Below are 21,178 nucleotides of genomic sequence, written 5' to 3'. Positions count from 1 at the left end.
GAGAGTGACGGGCATGCGTGCTCGCCGTGTGATCGCCGCCGCCAGCGTCGCGGCTCTGGGTGTCCTCTCCCTCGCTGCCTGCGGGAAGTCCGCGCCGGACGTCGCCGCGTACGTCGGTGACACGACGTACTCCCTGGACCGGGTCGACGCGATCTACGACGACGTGCAGGCGAAGTACGGGGAAGCCGTCCGCCGCGAGGCCGGCCAGGCGGGCGCGTCGCCGTCGCCCGAGCAGCTGCGTTCCGCAGTCACCCGGCAGGACGTGGTGAACCTGCTGGTCAGCCTGGACCTGGGCAAGCGGGTCGCGTCGGCGAAGAACCTCCAGGTGCCCGACGAGATCAGCCCGGAGCAGTTGGAGCAGAACCTGCGGGTGCCGGCCAGCACCGAGTACGCCAAGCTCTGGGGTGAGTGGATCGACCTGCTCCAGGCGCTCAACCAGCAGCTTCCGCCGGCCGACCTGAGCGACGACTCGTTGATGGCTGTCTACGACGCCCTCGCGAAGACCGGCGCGATCCAGGGCGGGATGTCCGTGGCCGACGTGCGGCGGGCCTTCGGCGACGGCGGTTTCGTGCGCAGCGCTACCGCGCTCAGCGCCGCCCTGGAGGAGGAGGCCGACCGGGTCGACGTCACGATCAACCCCCGTTTCCGGGCGGTGGGCGTGCCGTCGGTGGTGAGCACCGGCCAGTCGTTGGTGTTCTACTCGCTGCCGTACATCAACGAGGAGGGCCCGGTCACGGACATCTCCACCCCGGAGTCGGTGCCGTCGAGTGGCAGCCCGGACGCCGAGGGCACGGCCAGCTGAGCATGACGGCACGGATCGTCCTGCTCGTCACCTCGCCCCGGCTGCCCGCGGGTCTGCTGACCGCTGCCGCCTGGGACGTCGTACGTCAGCATCCGGTGCTGTGCGGCGCGGAGAGTGAGCTGGTCACGGCCGTGCGCCAGGCGGGCGCCGAGGTGACGGTGGTGGACGGCCCGGCGACGCAGCGGCTGCTGGACACGGTGGCGGCGCACGGTACGGCGGTCTGGTTGGCAGGGCCGGCCGGCGACGAGGCGCTGGCCCGGGAGTTGGGTCTGCGGCTGGCGCGGGAGCCGGGGTTGGCCGAGATGGAGCTGATGTACGGCTCGTGGGACCCGCCGGGTGCCCGCCTGCTGGACGCGGTTGCCGTGATGGACCGGCTGGCCTCGCCTGGTGGTGATCCGTGGAAGCGGGCGCAGACGCACCGTAGCCTCGCCCCGTATCTGCTGGAGGAGAGCTACGAGGCGTACGACGCGATAGGCGCCGACGACACCGACGCGTTGCGCGAGGAGTTGGGCGACGTGCTCCTTCAGGTGGTGTTGCACGCCCGGCTGGCCGAGGAGCTGCCCGAGGGTGAGCGGTGGACCATCGACGACGTGGCCGGTGGCCTGGTCGACAAGATGATCAGGCGCAATCCGCACGTCTTCGCCGGGGCGGAGGCGGGCACGCTTGAGGAGATCACCGCCAACTGGGAGCGGATCAAGCGGGCCGAGAAGGCACGCGACTCGATACTGGACGGGGTGGCGCTGAGCCAGCCCGCGCTGGCCCTGGCCGCGCAGATCCTGGACCGCGCCGCCCGGATCGGCCTGGCCGTTCCGCCGCCGCTGGCCGACACCCAGGTGGACGAGGAGGCGCGGCTCGGTGCCAGCCTCCTGGCGACGGTCGCCGCGGCCCGTCAGGCCGGCCTGGATGCGGAATCCGCCCTACGTCGCACCGCACTGGCGTACGCCGAGGCCGTCCGCGCCGCCGAGTCCGGCTGATCGCCGGATCCCTGACCTGCCGCCGGCGGCCGATTCAGGGACGCCGGCCGGTCACCAGGTTGGCGACCGCCTCGGCACCGGTGCCGATTCGCCGGCACTCGTTCCCGAAGAGCATGAACACGGTGGACTCCTCGTCGATGGCGAGAATGGCGTGTCCGCCTCCGGCGTCGCCGATCGGGTAGAGCTCGCCCCGAGCCGGGCAGCCGAGACTGCGGAACCAGTCCCGGCGGCCCTCGGCGTTACGGGGATCCAGCTCGAAAGCGACCGAGGCGACATCCTGCCCGAGGCCGCGGATGCGGGGCACGTTGATCCCGCCGAACTCGGCCAGGAACGTGGCCGCCGCCGGATGCAGCTGGAATCCGCTGCCCGTGGCCAGCTCCTGCGCCCAGTCGCGCAGGTCGATCCGGCGGCCCGGCTGCCAACCGGCAGTGGTCAGGTGGGCGACGACCTCTGACGTCCAGTCGTGTGCCTCGGCCATCAGATCGCCCTTCTCAGGTCCAGCTCGTCGAACAGCGGTTCACAACTATCACACGGCGGAACGTACCGCCCGTGGGTGCGACTGCCTGGCGGGCCGATCTGAGCCGAGCCGACCGATGCTCCCCGGAAGTCCTCCAGGTCGAGGCCGTCCCGCACGATCGCGTCCTCGATGGCCCGGGGTAGCGCGCAGCGCCCGTGCCAGTCGGCGCGCGGGTCCGCGCGGTCGATCACGTCGCGCACGTCCGGATCTTGAACGGGGAAGGGGGTGTCCGAGCTGCTTGCCGTGTATTCGCGGCCATCGGCTGTCACCACCGACTCGGAGACGCCCTCCTCCCGTCCCTCGCGCTGGCGGCGATCGGCGTTCTCCGCGGCGAGCTCTCGGGCCCGGGCGTCCCGTTCCTCAGGGGTCATGTCGCGGCCCCGCCCCGGTGGCCGGGGACCACCCGGGCCGCCGGGACCCCCGGGGCCCCCGGCGTTCGGCGGGAAGTCGAAGAAGTCGTTGGCCGGGCTGGCTATGCCGCGACCGCCACGACCGCCACGACCGCCACGCCGGTCTCCCCGGCCCCCGCCACCTCGGCCGCCGCCACCCCGGCCTCCTTTAGCCATTGAGGATCATTTCCAGGGCCATCCCGATCAGCTGATCGATGATCAGCTCAGCGATTATCTTGAAGATCGGTATCTCGAGCAGTGAGGCGCCAAACGTGGCCACGGCGGTGGCGATCGCCTGGGCGACCTGGAACGCGAGAAGCGCCAACTGCACGATCACATTGATCTTCAGCGCGAGCACGATCCCGGCGCAGACGATCATCGCCAGGCCCAGGATCCGCGCACCCTGGCCCGCGTTCTCCAAATTGCCAGCCGGTGAGTTCTCCGCCGTCCAGGCGGCCCGGAAGGCGTCGATCGCCTCACCGGCACTGCTCTGCCACAGCGTGGTGGCGGCGTTCGACGCGTAGGTGACCGGACCGTCGACCTCGTCGGCTAACCGCAGCCACTGCTGGCCCAGTTCGAACATCCGCTCCTCGTCGGCCTCCGGCCAGGAGAAGCCCAACCAGCCAAGCACCGATACGAGTTCGCCGGGGAGCTGGAGACCCATCGTTCACGCCCTCCCGGCGCCGCTGTCGAGAGCCCGCCCCAGGTCGAGCAGGGTCTGGGTGTTCGTCTCCTCCACCCGCTGGTACGCCTCGGCCATCCCACGCAGCCGGTCGGCGTACTCCTCGAGGGCTTCGGTGTTGGCCTCGAAGCAGTCGACTGCCAACTCGAAGGCGCCGCCGAAACACTCGCCGATGAGGAATCCCACGTCGTCACCGCCCCACACCTCGCCGACCGTCGCGAGTTGGCCGCTCACCTGTTGGACCAGCGCGTCCATCCGCTCCGCCGCCGAGTCGAGTTCGCCGCCGGTCTGCCGCAGCAGCTCCGGGTCCACGTCCAGCGGCTTCACGGGCGCCGCATCCGATCGAGGACGTCGTTCACCGTCTCGGAGAACCTCGCCATCTGCCGGAGGCTCTCGGACTGGATCCGTCCGATCCGTTCCCCCAGAGCGTCGAGGTCGACTTGGGGCACGTCGTCCGGGATCTGCGGCTCTGTCGCGGCCCGCGCCTCGGTGACCGCCGCGTTCACCGCCTGCCGTACGCCGTCGGCGACATCGGCCAGCGGGACGCGCAGCACCCTGGGGTCCAGGGTGAGGTCGGAGAGGGCGCCGTCCGCGTTCGCGACGGCGCGTACCAGACCGTCCAGGGCCTCGCCCACCGCCTGAACCGCGCCCGGCTCGGTGTCGCCGCCGCTGGTGGGCTGCGCCGCCCGGCGAGTCGAGGCCAACGTGTCACGTGCCTGCTGGAGGAGTTGGTCGAACTCCACCGCCCCGAAGCCGGGGCCACCCAGCCGCCCGCCCTGGCGCGGAACCCGCGCACTCTCGTCTTCCACGACCAGACCTCCCGACGCCGAGGTGTCGAGAATATCGACACAAGTCAAACCGTTGAGCCCCGTTCGCCGACGGTGAGCGCAGGGCGGTCGGTAGGGTCGGGGGGTGGAAGAGTTTGAGGTCCTGGCGGAGCGGGTCGTCGAGGCGTTGTTGGAGAGTCGGCCGGGGATCGCCACCGCCGCCGGCGACCACCGGTTCGACGATCGGCTGCCGGATCTGTCCGCCGGGGCGATGGCCGGCGACGTGGCGATGCTCTCCGACGCGGCGAACGCACTGTCCGAACTGGACCCGGACTCGCTCGACGTGGACGAGCAGGTGGACCACGCGCTGCTCACCTCGTTCGTCGACCGGGAGCTGTTCGAGCTGACCGAGATCCGCTCCCACGAGTGGAACCCGCTGCGGCACAACCCCGGCCCGCTGCTGCATCCGCTGCTGGCCCGCCCGTACGCCCCGGCCGAGGTGCGGCTGACCCAGCTGGCCGGCCGGCTCGCCGCCGTACCCGACGCCCTCGCCACCGCCCGCGCGACCCTGCGGGACATGCCGCGGATCCACGCCGAGACGGCGGTCGGGCAGTTCACCGGCACGGCCGCGCTGATCCGTGACGAGCTGCCGGGGCTGATCGCCCAGGCGCCGGGCAGCCTCGACCGGGTGGAGCCGGCGGCCACCGCCGCCATCGCCGCGCTTGAGGAGTTCGTCGCCTGGCTGCGCGCCGGTCTCGCCGCCGACGCCGGACCGGGCCGCGACCCACGGCTGGGCCGTCGCCGCTGGGAGGCCCGGCTCTGGCACACCCTCGACACCGAGCTGAGCGCCGCCGAGATCCAACGCCGCGCCTGGGCCAACCTGGACCGGGTCACCGAGGAGATCCGCGCGGCGGCGGTCGAGCTGGTCGGTGGCCGGGCCGACGACGAGGCGGTACGCCGGGCACTCGACGTGCTCGCCGCCGAACACCCCGACGACGCGACGATCGTCGAGCTGGCCGGCGTCACCCTCGACGAGGCGACCGACTTCGTCCGCCTCCACGACCTCGTCAGCCTTGTCGACGACAGGTGCGTCATCCAGGAGATGCCGGAGTTCGCCAGGGGCGTCGCCGTGGCGTACTGCGACTCGCCGGGCCCGCTGGAGACCGCGAACGTCCCCACCTTCTACTGCATCGCCCCCACCCCGTCGGACTGGCCGGCGCAGCGGGTGGAGTCGTTCTACCGCGAGTACAACGACCACATGATCCGCAACCTGACAGTGCACGAGGCGATGCCCGGGCACTTCCTCCAGCTGGCCCACGCCCGCCGCTACGTCGGCGGTACGCGGGTGCGGGCGCTCGCCGAGTCCGGTCCGTTCATCGAGGGCTGGGCGGTGTACGCCGAGGAGCTGATGGCCGGGTTGGGCTTCGGCGGGCTGCCGGTGCGGTTGCAGCAGCTCAAGATGCAGCTGCGGATGACCATCAATGCGCTGCTCGACCAGCTGGTGCACGCCGAGGATCTGCCCGAGGCCGAGGCGATGGCGCTGATGACCGGGCGCGGCTTCCAGGAGGAGGGCGAGGCGGCCGGCAAGTGGCGCCGGGCGTTGCTCACCTCCACGCAGCTGTCGACGTACTTCGTCGGGTACAGCGAGGTGGCCGAGATCGCCGCCGCCCGCCCGGACGGCGTGTCGACGCGCGAGTGGCACGACGCGATGCTCGCCCACGACTGCCCGCCTCCGCGCCACCTGCGCACCCTGCTGGGGGTCTAGGAGACCTCCGCGCCGGTCACGCGCCCCCGGGGCGGCGGTCCACCACGTTCGCGCCCGCGGGCGGGTCGAACGCGTCCTGCGGGACCGTCTCGGAGTAGTGGCTCAACGCCAGTTCCATCGGTTTGCCGTCGACCGGCCCGGTGAAGCTGCCCAGCACACCCTCTGTGGTCACGCAGGCGGTGAAGTCGCCGTCCGACCGTTGCACCTCGACGCAGGTGGCGTGCCGCCCGGCGACAGTGGTGTCGGTCTGCTTGATGACCGCCTGCGGGTCGAGCGCGGCGGCGGTCAGCAGTCCCACCACCACGGGTGGGGTGGCCAGGCCCTGCTGGTTGGCCTCGGTGAACAGCGACACGGTGGGCTTGCCGGCCGGTGTGGGAGGTGCGACGAGTGTGCACTCGGTGCGAGGGCCGGTGCCCGTGCACCTGGTGACCGCCTCCGGGGTGACGGTGAGCCGCCCACCGGGGTAGGTGTACGACGAGCGGGCCGGGTCCTGTGCCTGCACGATCGCTGCACTCTGGCCCCCGGGGAGCTGGTAGTCGGCCGAGTAGGTCAACTCCAGCGCCCGGTCGAGGCGGGTGGCGAGGTCGTTGACGAGTTCGGAGCGCTCCAGGGCGACTCCGGCGTCCTCGAATGTCTGACAGCCGGTGACCGTGAGCGACGCGATGACCGACACGGCGAGCATGCGGAGGGTGGTCGAGGCGGCGGGCATGACGACCAGCCTGGTGGATCCGGTCCGCGCAGCGCAAACCAGTTGCCGGTTGACGCCCGGAAATCCGGGAATGTCCGTCAGTGCGGGGCGGCTCGGGTGCGCGGGCGACGCCGTGCCCTTTCCCGTGGACCGATACGCTGCGTTCAACACCTGCCTCAGCCGCACCGTCGCGGCCCACCCACGGACCGGATCACAACAACGAGGAGCGACTCAGTGGCAACCATCGAGGGAATCGTCGCCCGGGAGATTCTCGACTCGCGGGGCAACCCCACGGTCGAGGTCGAGGTCGGCCTGGACGACGGCACGGTGGCCCGCGCCGCGGTGCCCTCCGGCGCCTCCACCGGCGCGTTCGAGGCGATCGAGCTGCGCGACGGTGACGCCGACCGCTACCAGGGCAAGGGCGTGGAGAAGGCGGTCTCCAACGTCGAAGACAAGATCGTCGACCAGATCATCGGGTACGAGGCCAGCGAGCAGCGGCTCATCGACCAGAAGATGCTCGACATCGACGGCACCGACAGCAAGTCGGAGCTGGGCGCGAACGCCATCCTGGGCGTCTCCCTGGCGGTGGCGAAGGCGGCCGCCGGCAGCGCCGAGCTGAGCCTCTTCCGCTACCTGGGCGGCCCGAACGCGCACCTGCTGCCGGTGCCGATGATGAACATCCTCAACGGTGGCGCGCACGCCGACTCGAACGTCGACATCCAGGAATTCATGATCGCGCCGATCGGCGCGCCCACGTTCCGTGAGGCGCTGCGTTCGGGCGCGGAGGTCTACCACGCGCTGAAGTCGGTGCTGAAGAAGAAGGGCCTGTCGACGGGGCTCGGCGACGAGGGTGGCTTCGCGCCGAACCTGCCGACGAACGCCGCCGCCCTGGACCTGATCGCCGAGGCGGTCGAGAAGGCCGGTTACCGGCTCGGCACCGACATCGTGTTCGCGCTCGACGTGGCGGCGACGGAGTTCTTCGAGAACGGCACGTACACGTTCGAGGGCGCCGGCAAGTCCGCCGAGGAGATGAGCACCTACTACACGAAGCTCGCGGACGAGTACCCGATCGTGTCGATCGAGGACCCGCTGGCCGAGGACGACTGGAGCGGTTGGCAGACGCTCACCGCCTCGATCGGCGACCGGGTGCAGATCGTCGGCGACGACCTGTTCGTGACCAACCCGCAGCGCATCGCCCGCGGCATCGCGGAGAAGGCGGCGAACGCCGTCCTCGTCAAGGTCAACCAGATCGGTTCGCTCACCGAGACCCTGGACGCGGTGGACCTGGCCCACCGGGCCGGCTTCAAGTGCATGATGAGCCACCGTTCCGGCGAGACCGAGGACACCACCATCGCCGACCTGGCGGTGGCCACCGGCTGCGGTCAGATCAAGACCGGCGCGCCGGCCCGCTCGGACCGGGTGGCCAAGTACAACCAGCTGCTCCGGATCGAGGAGGAGCTGGCGGACGCGGCGCGCTACGCAGGCGCCGGCGCCTTCCCGCGCTACCGTTCGGCCTGAGACGTGGTCGGGAAGCCCCACCGCGGGGCTTCCCGGCAATCTCCGTAACGCACGAAGCCTCGGGGGAGGGGTGTGACGATGCAGCAGCGGCGCACACCGGGTGGTCAGCGTCCCGCCCGCCGGCCGGGTCAGTCCGGCCGGCCGGGTGGCGGCCGGGGCACCCGTGGGTCGGTCCGCGAGACAGGCGTACGCGCCGAGCCGCGGGGCGCCGCCGGCCGGGCGCCGGGCGCGGCGCGGGGTGCCGACGGCGTGCGCTCGGCGAACCGTCCGGCCGCCGCTCGGCGTACCGCCGCCGGTGGGGCCGTCAAGCGGCTCGCCGCACCCCATCCCCGTCGCTTCACCGGTCGGGCCACAGTGCTGTTCGCGGTGCTCATCGCGCTCGCCCTCGCGTACACCTATCCGGTGCGCGTCTACCTGGACCAGCAGGCCGACATCGAACGGATGGAGGCCGCGCAGGCGGTGCAGGAGCAGGAGATCGCCAAGCTCGCCGCCGAGGCCGCGAAGTGGCAGGACGACGCGTTCATCGAGACCAAGGCCCGGGAACGGTTCTTCATGGGCCGACCGGGCGAGAAGATGATGGTTGTCCTGCACGATCCGGAGGGCGCCGCCCGCGACGCCGGGAAGTCGGCCGGTCCGGCCGCCCCGGCGGGGCCGGTCACCTGGTACGACACGATGTGGTCGAGCGTACGGGCGGCGGACAGCCAGCAGCCCGGCAAGTGACCGACCGACAAGCGTCAGGAGAGATGGGCACCGTGACTGTCGTACCACCGTCGGAACCGGCGGCGGATTCCGTACCTCCGCCGAAGCGGGAACCGGCCACGGAGGCCGACCTGGCCGCGGTGGCCGCGCAGCTCGGCCGCCCGCCCCGGGGCACCCGGGCGGTGGCGCACCGCTGCCCGTGCGGCCTGCCGGACGTGGTGGAGACGACGCCGCGCCTCGCCGACGGCACCCCGTTCCCGACGCTGTACTACCTGACCTGCCCCCGGGCCACCGCCGCGTGCAGCCGGCTGGAGTCGGCGGGGCTGATGAAGGAGATGGCGGACCGGCTGACGACGGATCCGGAGCTGGCCGCCCACTACCGGGCGGCACACGAGGACTACCTCACCCGCCGGGAGGCGATCGGTGAGGTGCCGGAGATCGCCGGCATCTCCGCCGGCGGTATGCCGGGTCGGGTGAAGTGCCTGCACGTGCACCTGGGGCACGCGTTGGGCGCCGGGCCCGGTGTGAACCCGTTCGGCGACGAGACGCTGGACCTGGTCGAGCCCTGGTGGGCGGCCGGTCCGTGCGTGGACGTGCCTCCCGCCTGATGACAGCGTCCGTCGAGGGTCAGATCCTGGTGCGGCGGGCCCGCACCGGCGACGTGCGGGGCATCCGGCGGCTGGTCGACACGTACACCGACGACAGGCGTCTGCTCAGCAAGGCCACCGTCACCCTGTACGAGGACGTGCAGGAGTTCCGGGTGGCGGTCCGGGCCGAGGACGGCGTGGTGGTGGGCTGCGGCGCGCTGCACGTGATGTGGGAGGACCTGGCCGAAATCCGTACGGTGGCGGTGGATCCGTCCTGCCGGGGCCGCCGGATCGGTCACCGGCTGGTGGGCGAGCTGATCGACGCGGCCCGGGAGCTGGGCGTGGCGCGGATCTTCGTGCTCACCTTCGAGACGCGGTTCTTCGGCTCGTTCGGCTTCCGGGAGATCGACGGCGCTCCGGTGCCGCAGCCGGTGTACGAGCAGTTGCTGCGGTCGTACGACGAGGGTGTCGCGGAGTTCCTGGATCTGGAGCGGGTCAAACCGAACACGCTTGGCAACACCCGGATGCTGCTGCGCCTGTAGGTCAGGCCCTGCGCGGGTGGGCTGTCCGATCGCCAGCGAACGGGCCGTCCGGCACCACCTGACCACGCTTGGCGCGCAGGTGCTGGGAGGTCCGGTGCACGCTGTGCGAGGCGTGGCCTGCCGTAAGGTTGCTGCCGTGACGACGCGTGTGGCGGCCATCGACTGCGGGACCAACTCGATCCGACTGCTGGTGGCCGATCTGCCCGAGGCGTCGGCCGGCTCCGAGGCACCGCTGACCGACCTGACCCGGCGGATGGAGATCGTCCGGCTGGGGCAGGGCGTGGACCGGACGGGCCGGCTCGCGCCGGAGGCGATCGAACGGACGCGGGTGGCGCTGTCGTCGTACGCCGCCGACATCGAGAAGCTGGGCGCCGAGCGGGTGCGGATGTGCGCCACTTCCGCCTCCCGGGACGCGGCGAACGCCGACGACTTCACCGAGATGGTCCGGGCGACCCTCGGGGTCGAGCCCGAGGTGGTGACCGGCGACGAGGAGGCGCGGCTGTCGTTCACCGGCGCGGTGCGCGGGTTGCCGTCCGACGCGAAGGAGCCGTTCCTGGTGGTCGACATCGGCGGTGGCTCGACCGAGTTCGTGGTGGGAGACCGGGCCGCCGGGGTGCGGGCGGCGATCTCGGTGGACGTCGGCTGTGTCCGGATGACCGAGCGTCACCTGGCGGGCGACCCGCCGACGCCGCAGCAGGTCGCGGCCGCGCAGGCCGACATCGCGGCTGCGGTGGACCGGGCGCTCGCGGTGGTGCCCGGCCGCGAGGCCGCCACGCTTGTCGGCCTCGCCGGGTCGGTCACGACAGTGGTCGCCATCGCGCAGGGCCTCCAGGAGTACGACCCGGAGCGCATCCATTACGCCCGGGTGTCGTACGAGGCGGTGGCCGGGGTGACCGACGATCTGCTGGCTCGCACCAGCGCGCAGCGGTTGGAGATCCCGGTGATGCACCCGGGTCGGGCTGACGTGATCGGCGCCGGCGCGCTGGTGCTCCGCGTGATCATGGAGAGGGCCGGGATGCCGTCGGTGGTCGCCTCGGAGCATGACATCCTCGACGGGATCGCCTGGAGCCTCCGGTAGGCCACGCGCGGCCCTGATCGAAGGTCGTGTTCTAGATCCGGGGTCCGTGTCCCCCCGCCGAGGCCGGCGGGGGGTGGGTGATTCACGAGTCGGTGGGCAGGTGTGGGGTGCTCACTGGTGTTGGTGGCCGTAGGTCTTGGTGCGGTTCATCATGTCGCGCAGGTTCGCGGGTGCGTTGTAGCCGAAGGTTTGCTCGAAGGACTGGTAGCCCTCGGTCGAGGACGCGGCGCTGCGGGGCAGCATCTGTTCGGCGAAGGTGTTGAACGCCGTGTCGATGTCGGCGGGCTTTGCGGCGATGGCTTGTGCGAGCTGGGCGCCGTCGTAGAGGGCCCAGTTCGCGCCGTCGCCGTCGGGCGGGGTGAGGTGGGCGGCGTCGCCGATGAGCATGATGCCCGGGACGCGGTCCCAGGTGTGTTCCAGCGGCAGTCCCCAGATCGGGCGTGCGACCGGCGTGGTCTCGCCTCGGGTGACCAGTTCGAGCAGCTCAGGTGCCCAGCCCTGACCCAGCTGCTCGGCGACGAGCGTCAGCGCGCGCTCGCGGTCGGAGAAGTCGACCGACCGCATCCACTCGAGCGGCTTCTTCAGTACGACGTAGGTGTGGATCACGTCGTTCGCCTCGCGGTGTCCGAAGATTCCCCTGCCCGGCTTCATCGCCAGCATCGCGCCGCTGCCGACCAGTGCGGCGCTCTGCGGGTGGTTCTTTTCGACGTCGTGGAGGAACGTTTCGACCCACAGGGTTCCCAGGTACTCGGGCATGGCGCCGTTGAGCGAACCCCGGACCCGCGACCAGGCCCCGTCGGCGCCGACCAGCGCGTTGGTTGAGACCGACGAGCCGTTCGCGAAGTTGATCACGTGCGGTCGGTGGCCGTCTCCTGGGGTGACCGAGGCGATCTTGTGGCCCCACTGGATTGTGCCGTGGGGCAGTGACTCGATCAGGATCCTGCGCAGTTCGCCGCGCAGGACTTCGGGGTTGTTCAGTTCCCCGTCGTCGAGGATCTCGCCGACGAGTTCTCCGTCGGGGTTGAGGAATCGCATGGCCTCGGCGCCCATGTTGACGATCGAGTGGAACTCGTCCATGAGCCGGCACTGCTGGAGGGCGACCTGGCCGTTGAAGTCGTGGATATCGAGCTGGCCGCCCTGGGTGCGTCCGCTGGGCGATGCCTCCGCCTCGTAGACGGTCGAGGCAATGCCGTGGACGTGCAGGACGCGGGCGAGGGCGAGTCCGGCCAGTCCGGCTCCGGCAATGGTGATCGGTCCGTTCACTGTGATGACTCCTTGAGTTCCTTCGATGGGCCGCAGGCGACTGCTGGTCTGGGTGAGTCCGGCGGCCTGGTGGGCCCCGACCTCAGGTTGTTATGTCGCAAAACTATTATGCCACATAACTATACGAGGTTGCCGTAAGGTGCCGAGGGTGTCGAAAGGTGGGTCATGGCAGAGGCTGAGCCGGGTGATGAGTACGAGCGGGTGCTGAGCAGCCTCACGGCCTTCACCGCCACGCAGAAGGAACTGGCAAGGGCCTTCGCCCGCAGTGCGCGGTTGCACACCACCGACGCTGACGCCATCGTGCTGATCATCGAGGCGGAACAGCGTGGTCGGCCGCTGACGCCAGCTCGCCTCGCCGAACGCGTGGGGCTCTCGCCGGGTGCGACCTCGATCCTTCTCGGACGCCTGGAGAAGGCGGGGCATGTCGAGCGCGCACGGGAGGGCTCCGACCGGCGGATCGTGACCCTGCGCTCGACCACGACGATCAACGCCGCTGCCGACACCTTCTTCGAACCGCTGCATCTGCAGCTCGGTCAGGCGTTGGGTGAGTTCACCACGGAACAGCTCGCCCTCATCGTCCGTGCCGCCGACAATCTCCGCACCGCCATGGAGGCCTACCTCCGCGACTGCGAATCAACCCCGAAGGACTAACCCTCTGGGGCCGGCCGAGCCGAGCGGGCCAACGGCACGTCGGCGGACTGCGGGCTCCGCAAGGGCCTCGCTTCAGTCGGTCAGGTACGGGCGGGGAAATCGCGCCGGGAGGCAACCACGGAAGCCCGAGCGCCCCGCCGTTCATCAACGGGTTCGTTGACGGTACTTCGCACTGCACAGTAGTGTGCACTGCGTGGACACCACACAGTTGCTGAAGGGCGTGCTCGACCTCGCCGTCCTCGCCGTGCTCCGGGAGGAGGACGGCTACGGCTACGACATCCTGCGCCGGCTCCGCGAGGCAGGGCTGGAGGAGGTCGGCGACGCCTCGGTCTACGGCACGCTGCGCCGCCTCTTCGCCGCCGGCCTGCTCACCACGTACGTCGTGCCGAGCGAATCCGGGCCGCACCGCAAGTACTACGCACTGAACGCCGCGGGCCGCGACCAGTTGACCCGCTCCGGCAAGCTCTGGCGCTCGTTCGCCACCACAATGGACAGTCTGCTCGACGATCGGGGGATGGCGGCATGACCGTCACGGAGCAGGAAATCACGGACTACGTGGCGCGGGTCCGGGCCGCCCTGGCCGACCTGCCGCCCACCCAGCGCGACGAGCTGACCGAGGATCTGGCCGACCATCTCGCCGAGTTCGCCGCCGAGACCGACGGCACCCTCGTCGAGCGGTTGGGTGAGCCCGAGACGTACGCGGCCGAGCTGCGCGCCGCGGCCGGCGCCGCGCCGGACGGCGGCCGCAACCTCGACCAGCGGGTCGCCGCCCTGGTGGTCCGGGTCCGCACCCGGCTGCGCGCGGTCGACCTTCGGGTCGGCCCCCTCCTCGGGTACGAGAACGCGAGCGAATTCCTGCGGCTGCTGCGCCCCGGTTGGTGGGTGCTGCGCGCCTACCTGGCGGCGATGCTGATCACCGTGATGAGCACCGGCGGCGACTTCGGTCTGCTGCCCCGGTTCGGCGGCGAGCTGCTGGCCGGCCTGATCATGCTGGTCGGTCTCGTGCTCGCCTCGATCTGGCTCGGCCGCCGTTCCGAACGACTGACCAGGTGGCCACGCTGGGCGATGCACGCCGGCAGCCTGGTGCTCGTTCTCTTCGCGCTCGCCGCGCTGGCCAACGCCGAGGACCGGCTCGGCTACGACGACTACTACTACGACCAGACCTCGGTCGACAGTCAGTACAGCCAGGTCCGGGACGTCTTCGTCTACGACAGCGAGGGTCGCCTGGTGGAGAACGCCCGGCTGTTCGACCAGAACGGCAACCCGATCCGGCTGGGCTACCCGGACTGCTCCAGCCCCGTCGACGAGTACGGCAATCCGCTGCTGCGGCCCTACCCGTACTGCGTCGACCAGGCGCCCTTCGGTCACCGGGCGCCGGGCGCGGTGGTCCCGACACCCACCGACACACCGGAGCCCACCTCGACGCCGTCGACGAACCCGACGGCGACCACCACGCCCCCGGCGACGCCGGCTACGCCTCCGACGCCGACCCCGACGAGCTGACCGGCCATGTGAACTGGATCATGTGGGGAAAGCTGGGAAATAGCTGAACGGACGAGGCGAGCGGGACGGCACCGTAAATCAATGATCGTTACGGTGTCGTCTGCTCATCAACCCCTCGGAAGGAACCCCCGTGCCAGAGCAGGTCGCACCGCCCTCCGCCCCCGACTCGACGCCGCAGCAGCCAACCGACCAGACGCCGCAGCAGCCGGCCGACGAGACGGCGAAGCCCGCCGTCGAGACGCCGACGCCCCCGCCGGTCGAGCAGGAGGCGAAGAAGTCAGGTGCGAAGAAGGCGCTCGGGATCATCGGCGCGATCGTCGTGTTCCTCGTCATCGCCGGCCTGAAGTTCGGTATCGGCTCGGCCATCGGCAACTTCCTGAACAAGGACGAGACGGCCGACGCCAAGGCCGGTGACTGCATCGCCGAGCTTCCCGAGGTGACCGGCACCAAGGAGGAGGAGGTCGACGGCGCCAAGGTCGTCTCCTGTACCTCCACCGAGGCGGCGTACAACGTGGTCGGCCGGGTGGACGGGCAGACCGAGGCGCAGGCCAAGGCGCCCACCTCGTGTGAGCAGTTCCTCAAGGAGGGCGACGAGGGCTACGTCTTCTACAACATCGAGCCGGGCAAGACGGGCTACGTGCTCTGCCTGACCAAGAAGGCCTGACGAAACATCGGCGCGGACGACGGCGGCGGGGAAAGATCCTCGCCGCCGTCGTCGTACCCAAAGTCACCGGCCGTCGAACAGGAGGTGAATGCCACTGTTCGCGCGTCTTCCCGACGGCCCCCGCGGCGTGGCAGGCTACCGGCACGTAGGACCACTGGGCGACCAGCCAACGATGACTGACCGCTAGGAGGACGGCCGATGGGCGAGATGGTGCGCTACCGCAGCAACGGGGGCACGAGCGAGGGGTATCTCGCGATACCCGCCAGCGGCACGGCCAGTCCCGCGGTCATCGTCATCCAGGAATGGTGGGGCCTGGTGCCGCACATCCGCTCGGTGGCGGACCGGTTCGCCGAGGCCGGCTTCGTGGCGCTCGCCCCGGACTTCTACAACGGTGAGACGACAAGCGAGCCGGACGAGGCGCAGCGGCTGCTGATGGCCATGCGGATGGACGAGGCCGCGAAGGACATCGCCGGCGCGGCCGACTACCTCGCCGGACGGCCCGAGGTCACCGGCAAGGTAGGTGCCGTCGGCTTCTGCGCCGGTGGCAGCCTGGCCCTGTGGTCGGCCACCATCTCCGAGCGGATCGTCGCCGCCGCGGGCTTCTACCCGGTGCTGCCGTGGGAGTCGATGCGCCCCGAATGGGCCGACTACGCCGGCAAGGCCGCCGTCATCCACTGCTCCGAAGAGGACGGCACCTCCGCCGCCGAGGGCGTACAGACCGCCCGCCGGGCCATCGAGGAGGCCGGTGGCACCTGCCACCTCTACGACTACCCGGGCACCTCGCACGCTTTCTTCAACGACGACCGGCCGGAGGCGTTCGACCAGCGTGCCGCCGCCAGCGCCTGGGCCCGGACCCTGGAACTCTTCCGGGCCAAGCTTGGCTGAGTCGCGTACCCCCGAGCAGGTGGTCGCCCGCGCCGCGCGGGCGACCGACCTGGCCGGCCTCGACGCGGCGGTGAGCGACTGTTTCGCCTGCCCCCGGCTCGTCCAGTGGCGGGAGGAGGTGGCGCGTACCCGCCGTGCCTCCTTCCGCGACCAGGAGTACTGGGGTCGTCCGGTCCCGGGCTTCGGCACCGCCGACGCGCGGATCGCCATCCTCGGGCTGGCGCCCGCCGCGCACGGCGGAAACCGGACCGGTCGGATCTTCACAGGTGACCGCTCGGGCGACGTGCTGTTCGCCGCGCTGCACCGTGCCGGGCTCGCCAACCAGCCGACGAGCGTCGCCGCCGACGACGGGTTGGCCCTGCGCGACCTGCGGATCTTCTCGGCCGTCCGGTGCGCGCCGCCGGACAACAAGCCCACGCCTGACGAACGGGACACCTGCGCTCCCTGGCTGCACCGCGAGGTCACGCTGATCCGGCCCACCCTGCGCGTCGTGGTCGCGCTCGGCGCGTTCGCGTGGGCCGCGTGGTGGCCGGTGCTGCGCCAGGTGTACGGGCAGCGCCCGCCCAGCCCGCGACCGGCGTTCGGCCATGGGGCACACTGGTCCGGAACGGACGCACCGGAGCTGCTCGGCTGCTACCACGTCAGCCAGCAGAACACCTTCACCGGGCGGCTGACACCAGAGATGCTGGACGATGTCTTCGGCCGGGCCAAGCAGTTGGCCGGAGTGGACTGAGAACGCGTGGGGCGGTGGCAATGACTGACGGTACGCGCCCGCCCACGCCGTACCCGGCTGCCGAGCAGGGGGTGCTGCGTCCGGCTGTCGGGCTGCTGCGTCGCTGGTGGCCGGTGGGCGTGATCGCCCTCCTGCTCGCCGGGGCCGCGCTGGCGTCCGGAAACTCGTCGATCGGGGCCAGCCGGATCCCGCCTGTGGAACAGGTGCCGTGGGTCCCGGAGTACCCGACGGCCGAGCCGCCACCGTCGATCCCGGTGGAGCCGCGCGACGCCGGAGAGGCCACCCAGGCGCAGATCCCGCAGTGGATCGCGACGGTGGCGATGGTGCTGCTCGGGCTGGCCATCCTCGCCGCGCTCAGCTACCTGGGCTGGATCCTGCTGCGCGGCCTGCGGCGTCGTCGGGCGACCCGCGCGCTGCCCGCGCAACGGTCCCGGCGTACGGCCGAGGGCACCGCCCGCGAGGTCGTCGCCGCTCTCGACGCGGGTCTGGTGGACCTCGACGACCAGGCCACCGACCCGCGGGTCGCGGTGATCGCCTGCTGGGTGCGTCTGGAGGAGGCCGCCGCCACGGCCGGTGTTCCCAGGCGTACCGGTGACACCCCCACCGACCTGGTCAGCCGTCTGCTGCGCGGCGACCCGGACGCGGGCGTGCCGGCGATCGTCAGCGCCGACGTGCTGGCCGAGCTGGCGTACGTCTACCGGGAGGCCCGGTACGCCACCCGCCCCGTCGACGAACGCACCCGCGACCAGGCCCGCGCCGCGCTGCGCCGGTTGCGCGGCGAACTGACGACGGCGGTGGGCTCATGAGCAGCACCAGCATCGACGACCTGCTCGCCTTCGAGGAGGAGGCGGCGCCGGCCGGCCCGCAGGAGCACGGCTCCCGGGCCCGCCCGGTGTTGCGTGCGCTCGCGGTGGCCGCCGCCGTGGTCGCGGTGCTGCTCGTCGGCCTCCGCGCCGTAGGGCTCCAGGTCTCGCTTCCCGTGCTGGTCGCCGGGGTGCTCGCCGTGCTGGCGGTCCGCCGGGTCACCGCCCTGCTCGCGCCGCCGCCCCCTCCGCCACCCGCCGGCCGGATGGCCACCGGCGAGGAGGACGGCAGCTACCGCTGGACCTCCCGGGACGCGCTGCGCGGCGCGATCAACGGCTGGGAACGGCCCCTGGACTGGGCGTCCGGCAACCGCGAGCGGTTCACCGAACGGATCCTGCCCCGCCTCGGCGAGCTGGCCGACGAGCGGCTGCGCCAGCGGCACGGCCTCACCCGCGACTCCGATCCGACCCGCGCCCAGGCGCTGCTCGGTGACCAGCTCTGGAGCTTCCTCGCCACCCCCTCCCGCCGCCCCCCGTCGCCGCGCGACGTCGCGGCGATCGTCGCCGAACTGGAGAAGATCTGATGAACGACGTGGACCGGACCATGCCCGCCGCCGAGGTCGGCCACCTGGCGCGGGCGGTGCTGGACGCGGTCGGCACCGTCGTGGTCGGCAAGCGGGACGCGTTGGAGCTGGTCCTCGCCGGCATCCTGGCCGGTGGGCACGTGCTCCTGGAGGACCTGCCGGGTCTCGGCAAGACGCTCACCGCGCGTTCCTTCGCCCAGGCGCTCGGGCTGGACTTCCGCCGCCTCCAGTTCACCCCGGACCTGCTGCCCGCCGACGTCACAGGCTCGTTCCTGTACGACCAGCGCAACGGCGACTTCACCTTCCGGGCCGGGCCGGTCTTCACCAACCTGCTCCTCGCCGACGAGATCAACCGGACGCCGCCGAAGACGCAGTCCGCGCTGCTGGAGGCCATGCAGGAGAAGCAGGTCTCGGTGGAGGGGGTGACGTACAAGCTGGACGAGCCGTTCCACGTCCTGGCGACCGCCAACCCCATCGAGTACGAGGGCACGTACCCGCTGCCCGAGGCGCAGCTGGACCGTTTCCTGTTGCGGGTCTCCTTCGGCTACCCGGAGGGCGACGAGGAGTGGGAGGTGCTGCGTCGCCGGATGGGCCGCCGCCGCGAGGAGGCCGACATCAAGCCTGTGGTCGACGCGGCCACCCTGCGCACGATGCAGGCCGCCCTGGAGGACGTGGTGGTGGAGGACTCCATCGGCAGGTACATCGTGGCCCTCACCGCGGCCACCCGGGAGCACCCGTCGGTGCTGGTCGGGGCGTCTCCCCGTGGATCGCTGGCGTTGCTGCTGCTGGCCCGGGTCCGCGCGGTGTTCGGCGGCCGGGACTACGTGGTGCCGGAGGACGTCAAGGAGGTGGCGGCGCCGGCGCTCGCGCACCGGATCACGCTGCGCCCGGAGATGTGGTTGCGCCGCGTCGACCCGGCGTTCGTGGTAGGCGAGGTGCTGGACGCCACGCCCGCGCCGGCCAGCGGCGCGCTGCCGAGCTACGCCGCCGGCGGGCCCCGGCGCTGATGACCGGATCGACGGTGCCGCACGCTGCCGAGCCGGAACCGGCCGCCGGCTGGGCGCCCACCCGGGCGCTCGGCCGGGCGGTGCTGCTCGCCGGTCTGCTGCTGGTGGCGGGGGTGCTGCTGGGGCGGGTCGACCTGATCGTGCTGGCCGCGCCGTTCGCGCTGGGCACCGCGTACGCGCTGCGCCGCCGACCCACCGCGCTGCCGCAGGTCTGGATCAACCCCGGGGACGACGGGCCGCTGGTCGAGGGCGGCGACGTGGCGGCGGCGGTCAGCGTCGGCAACCCGGACACTGTGGACTACGACCTGGTGGTGGTGCGGTCCCGGGTGTCGCAGTGGCTGCGGATCGACCGGGCCGGCTTCGCCGGGTCCGTCGACGACGCGCTGGCGGCCGATGTCACGGCGGCGGGCGGCGCCGCTCGATCCGCCGCGGACCGGCCGTTCGTGACGTCGGTGCCCACCGGGGCGGCCGTCGACCTGGAACTCGCCGGCCGGGCCCTGCGCTGGGGCCGGCATCCGGTCGGCCCGGCCGGAGCCCGGGTCGCCACGGCCGGCGGCCTGCTGGTCTCCCGCGCGGTGATCACCGAGCCGGTCGGGGTGCGGGTCTACCCGCGCACCGAGCCGTTCGAGGCGGTGGAGGCGATGCCCCGCGCCGCCGGCCTGGTCGGGGCGCACCACTCCCGCCGGCCCGGCGAGGGCGGTGAGCTGGCCGGCGTACGGATCTTCGCTCCCGGCGACCGGCTGCGCCGCATCGACTGGCGGGTGTCGCTGCGCGCCCGGCAACTGCACGTGGCGGCGACCCTCTCCGACCGGGACGCCGAGGTGGTGGTGCTGCTCGACGTGCTCGCCGAGGCTGGCCGCTCCGGCGGGGTGGGCGGTGCCGCATCGGTGCTGGACACCACCGTGCGGGCCACCGCCGCGATCGCCGAGCACTACCTGCACCGTGGCGACCGGGTGTCGTTGCTGGAGTACGGGCCGGGGGCGCGACGGTTGCGCCCCGCCGCCGGCCGTCGGCAGTACCTGACGGTGCTGGAGTGGCTGCTCGACGTCCGCGCCGACTCGTCCCCGCACGAGCCGTACGACCAGGTGTTCGGCCCGCAGCTGCTCTCCTCGGACGCGCTGGTGGTGGTGCTCACGCCGCTGCTGGACGAGCGTTCGGCGCAGATGTTGGCCCGGCTGGCCCGCGCCGGGCGGTTCGTGGTGGCTGTCGACACGCTGCCGACCGACCTGACGCCGCCGAAGGACAGGGGCTGGGCGGAGGTGGCGTACCGGCTGTGGCGACTGGACCGGGAGACCATGATCGGCCAGTTGCGGGAGCACGGTGTCCCGGTGGTGCGGTGGGCCGGCGCCGGCAGCCTCGACCAGGTGTTGCGTGACGTGGCGCGGCTGGCCACGGCTCCGAGGGTGGGTGGCCGGTGAACGCCGTCGCCGAGCGGGTCCGGGCGGCCCAGGCCGCTTTCGGCCGGATCAGTCTCGTGCCGCTGCTGGTTCGCGGCGGGATCTTCGTCACAGTGCTGGCCGGGTTCGCCCTGGCGTTCCCCGCCGAGGTGCTGCCCGGCCGGCCGTTGCTCTTCCTGACGGTGGCGGCGCTGCTGCCGGCGGTGGGGCCCCGCCGTATCTGGTCGACCTTCGCGGCGCTGGTCACGGTGGGTGGCTGGCTGCTCGCCACCGACGGGTACGGCCGGCCGGTGGCGCTGTGGCGGCTGCTGGCAATCGCCGCGCTGCTCTACCTGGGGCACACCCTGTGCGCGCTTGCCGCGCTGCTGCCGTACGACGCCGTGGTCGACCCGGATCTGGTCGTCCGTTGGCTGCTGCGGGCGGGCGCGGTGCTGCTGGGTTCGGCTGTGCTCGCGGTGCTGCTGGTGCAGGTGGGGGGCCTGGGCGGCGAGACCGGCCACCAGTGGGTAACCGTGCTCGGACTGCTTGTCGCGGTGGGTACGTCCGCGTTGCTCGGCTGGCTGCTGCGCCGCAGGTAGCCCTGTGGGGCAGCAGGGTTACGCAGGTCACAGGGGTTGTGCTCCGTCACAGATGGGGGGCGCGAGCGGGATTACCTGAGCAGGCCGGGGAAAGATAGATGA

Annotated in this window: 26 protein-coding genes; 19 read left to right on the top strand and 7 right to left on the bottom strand. The window is 71.8% G+C overall.

Annotated elements, in window-relative coordinates; translation table 11 throughout:
• Positions 1 to 13 precede the first annotated feature (13 nt).
• Both AB0N27_RS13450 and AB0N27_RS13445 read left to right on the top strand, forming a co-directional pair.
• Entirely contained in the window at positions 14 to 802 is a 789-nt protein-coding gene (locus tag AB0N27_RS13450) for a hypothetical protein (protein ID WP_364368011.1), read from the top strand.
• Positions 803 to 804: 2 nt separating this feature from the next.
• Positions 805 to 1,776, top strand: coding sequence for a nucleoside triphosphate pyrophosphohydrolase (locus AB0N27_RS13445; protein ID WP_364368008.1), 972 nt, complete (start codon positions 805 to 807; stop codon positions 1,774 to 1,776).
• Positions 1,777 to 1,810: 34 nt separating this feature from the next.
• On the opposite strand, the gene AB0N27_RS13440 is transcribed toward AB0N27_RS13445, so the two are convergent.
• The 5 genes from AB0N27_RS13440 to AB0N27_RS13420 form a co-directional block, all read right to left on the bottom strand.
• The gene (locus AB0N27_RS13440; protein ID WP_364368006.1) at positions 1,811 to 2,254 is read right to left on the bottom strand and encodes an SUKH-3 domain-containing protein; all 444 of its coding nucleotides are present in this window, start codon (positions 2,252 to 2,254) and stop codon (positions 1,811 to 1,813) included.
• The gene (locus tag AB0N27_RS13435; protein WP_364368003.1) at positions 2,254 to 2,664 is read right to left on the bottom strand and encodes a hypothetical protein; all 411 of its coding nucleotides are present in this window, start codon (positions 2,662 to 2,664) and stop codon (positions 2,254 to 2,256) included. Before AB0N27_RS13435 ends, AB0N27_RS13440 begins: the two co-directional genes overlap by 1 nt.
• A 187-nt stretch (positions 2,665 to 2,851) precedes the next feature.
• Complete coding sequence (locus AB0N27_RS13430) at positions 2,852 to 3,346, bottom strand: hypothetical protein (protein WP_364368000.1); 495 nt, start codon at positions 3,344 to 3,346, stop codon at positions 2,852 to 2,854.
• Between the two features lie 3 nt (positions 3,347 to 3,349).
• Positions 3,350 to 3,691, bottom strand: coding sequence for a type VII secretion target (locus tag AB0N27_RS13425; RefSeq protein WP_364367997.1), 342 nt, complete (start codon positions 3,689 to 3,691; stop codon positions 3,350 to 3,352).
• Complete coding sequence (locus AB0N27_RS13420) at positions 3,688 to 4,173, bottom strand: YbaB/EbfC family nucleoid-associated protein (RefSeq protein ID WP_364367994.1); 486 nt, start codon at positions 4,171 to 4,173, stop codon at positions 3,688 to 3,690. Before AB0N27_RS13420 ends, AB0N27_RS13425 begins: the two co-directional genes overlap by 4 nt.
• Positions 4,174 to 4,276: 103 nt before the next feature.
• On the opposite strand from AB0N27_RS13420, the gene AB0N27_RS13415 reads away from it, so the two are divergent.
• A complete protein-coding gene (locus AB0N27_RS13415) occupies positions 4,277 to 5,896 on the top strand; it encodes a DUF885 domain-containing protein (protein ID WP_364367991.1) in 1,620 nt (539 codons plus the stop codon).
• Positions 5,897 to 5,912: 16 nt separating this feature from the next.
• Here AB0N27_RS13415 and AB0N27_RS13410 read toward each other — a convergent pair whose 3' ends face one another.
• A complete protein-coding gene (locus tag AB0N27_RS13410) occupies positions 5,913 to 6,605 on the bottom strand; it encodes a hypothetical protein (RefSeq protein ID WP_364367988.1) in 693 nt (230 codons plus the stop codon).
• 213 nt (positions 6,606 to 6,818) lie between these two features.
• Here AB0N27_RS13410 and eno point away from each other — a divergent pair, with 213 nt between their 5' ends.
• The 5 genes from eno (at position 6,819) to AB0N27_RS13385 (ending at position 11,008) form a co-directional block, all read left to right on the top strand.
• Positions 6,819 to 8,102 carry a phosphopyruvate hydratase gene (gene eno / locus AB0N27_RS13405; RefSeq protein ID WP_364367985.1) on the top strand — a complete coding sequence of 428 codons (1,284 nt, stop codon included), beginning with the start codon at positions 6,819 to 6,821 and terminating at the stop codon, positions 8,100 to 8,102.
• 78 nt (positions 8,103 to 8,180) lie between these two features.
• Positions 8,181 to 8,822 (top strand): septum formation initiator family protein, encoded by a 642-nt coding sequence (locus tag AB0N27_RS13400; protein WP_364367982.1) that lies wholly within the window; start codon positions 8,181 to 8,183, stop codon positions 8,820 to 8,822.
• Between the two features lie 32 nt (positions 8,823 to 8,854).
• Positions 8,855 to 9,409 carry a DUF501 domain-containing protein gene (locus AB0N27_RS13395; protein WP_364367979.1) on the top strand — a complete coding sequence of 185 codons (555 nt, stop codon included), beginning with the start codon at positions 8,855 to 8,857 and terminating at the stop codon, positions 9,407 to 9,409.
• Entirely contained in the window at positions 9,409 to 9,930 is a 522-nt protein-coding gene (locus tag AB0N27_RS13390; protein WP_364367976.1) for an amino-acid N-acetyltransferase, read from the top strand. Before AB0N27_RS13395 ends, AB0N27_RS13390 begins: the two co-directional genes overlap by 1 nt.
• A gap of 148 nt (positions 9,931 to 10,078) precedes the next feature.
• Positions 10,079 to 11,008 carry a Ppx/GppA phosphatase family protein gene (locus AB0N27_RS13385; protein WP_364370673.1) on the top strand — a complete coding sequence of 310 codons (930 nt, stop codon included), beginning with the start codon at positions 10,079 to 10,081 and terminating at the stop codon, positions 11,006 to 11,008.
• Positions 11,009 to 11,119: 111 nt separating this feature from the next.
• On the opposite strand, the gene AB0N27_RS13380 is transcribed toward AB0N27_RS13385, so the two are convergent.
• On the bottom strand, positions 11,120 to 12,271 hold the full coding sequence (locus AB0N27_RS13380; RefSeq protein WP_364367973.1) for an FAD-dependent monooxygenase: 1,152 nt from the start codon (positions 12,269 to 12,271) through the stop codon (positions 11,120 to 11,122).
• A gap of 165 nt (positions 12,272 to 12,436) precedes the next feature.
• On the opposite strand from AB0N27_RS13380, the gene AB0N27_RS13375 reads away from it, so the two are divergent.
• The 11 genes from AB0N27_RS13375 to AB0N27_RS13325 all read left to right on the top strand — a co-directional run bounded on the left by AB0N27_RS13375 (position 12,437) and on the right by AB0N27_RS13325 (position 21,076).
• Positions 12,437 to 12,922, top strand: a complete 486-nt coding sequence (locus AB0N27_RS13375; RefSeq protein ID WP_364367970.1) for a MarR family transcriptional regulator — start codon at positions 12,437 to 12,439, stop codon at positions 12,920 to 12,922.
• Between the two features lie 193 nt (positions 12,923 to 13,115).
• Positions 13,116 to 13,448 carry a PadR family transcriptional regulator gene (locus AB0N27_RS13370; RefSeq protein WP_089017691.1) on the top strand — a complete coding sequence of 111 codons (333 nt, stop codon included), beginning with the start codon at positions 13,116 to 13,118 and terminating at the stop codon, positions 13,446 to 13,448.
• Positions 13,445 to 14,425 (top strand): hypothetical protein, encoded by a 981-nt coding sequence (locus tag AB0N27_RS13365; RefSeq protein WP_364367966.1) that lies wholly within the window; start codon positions 13,445 to 13,447, stop codon positions 14,423 to 14,425. The genes AB0N27_RS13370 and AB0N27_RS13365 overlap by 4 nt, the downstream gene beginning before the upstream one ends.
• A 130-nt stretch (positions 14,426 to 14,555) precedes the next feature.
• Complete coding sequence (locus tag AB0N27_RS13360) at positions 14,556 to 15,089, top strand: hypothetical protein (RefSeq protein WP_364367963.1); 534 nt, start codon at positions 14,556 to 14,558, stop codon at positions 15,087 to 15,089.
• Between the two features lie 198 nt (positions 15,090 to 15,287).
• Positions 15,288 to 15,974 carry a dienelactone hydrolase family protein gene (locus AB0N27_RS13355; protein WP_364367960.1) on the top strand — a complete coding sequence of 229 codons (687 nt, stop codon included), beginning with the start codon at positions 15,288 to 15,290 and terminating at the stop codon, positions 15,972 to 15,974.
• 19 nt (positions 15,975 to 15,993) lie between these two features.
• Positions 15,994 to 16,707, top strand: a complete 714-nt coding sequence (locus tag AB0N27_RS13350) for a uracil-DNA glycosylase (protein ID WP_364370670.1) — start codon at positions 15,994 to 15,996, stop codon at positions 16,705 to 16,707.
• Positions 16,708 to 16,727: 20 nt separating this feature from the next.
• Positions 16,728 to 17,513 carry a DUF4129 domain-containing protein gene (locus AB0N27_RS13345; RefSeq protein WP_364367957.1) on the top strand — a complete coding sequence of 262 codons (786 nt, stop codon included), beginning with the start codon at positions 16,728 to 16,730 and terminating at the stop codon, positions 17,511 to 17,513.
• Positions 17,510 to 18,094 (top strand): hypothetical protein, encoded by a 585-nt coding sequence (locus tag AB0N27_RS13340; RefSeq protein WP_364367954.1) that lies wholly within the window; start codon positions 17,510 to 17,512, stop codon positions 18,092 to 18,094. The genes AB0N27_RS13345 and AB0N27_RS13340 overlap by 4 nt, the downstream gene beginning before the upstream one ends.
• The gene (locus AB0N27_RS13335; RefSeq protein WP_364367951.1) at positions 18,094 to 19,101 is read left to right on the top strand and encodes a MoxR family ATPase; all 1,008 of its coding nucleotides are present in this window, start codon (positions 18,094 to 18,096) and stop codon (positions 19,099 to 19,101) included. Before AB0N27_RS13340 ends, AB0N27_RS13335 begins: the two co-directional genes overlap by 1 nt.
• A complete protein-coding gene (locus AB0N27_RS13330; RefSeq protein WP_364367948.1) occupies positions 19,101 to 20,519 on the top strand; it encodes a DUF58 domain-containing protein in 1,419 nt (472 codons plus the stop codon). The genes AB0N27_RS13335 and AB0N27_RS13330 overlap by 1 nt, the downstream gene beginning before the upstream one ends.
• Positions 20,516 to 21,076: a hypothetical protein gene (locus tag AB0N27_RS13325; RefSeq protein WP_364367945.1), complete on the top strand. Its 561-nt coding sequence runs from the start codon at positions 20,516 to 20,518 to the stop codon at positions 21,074 to 21,076. Before AB0N27_RS13330 ends, AB0N27_RS13325 begins: the two co-directional genes overlap by 4 nt.
• Positions 21,077 to 21,178 lie beyond the last annotated feature (102 nt).

This window comes from Micromonospora sp. NPDC093244 (genome assembly GCF_040683695.1).
Taxonomy (GTDB): domain Bacteria; phylum Actinomycetota; class Actinomycetes; order Mycobacteriales; family Micromonosporaceae; genus Micromonospora.
Note: the sequence above shows the minus strand (reverse complement) of the source record. Positions and strands in the feature narration are given on the sequence as shown.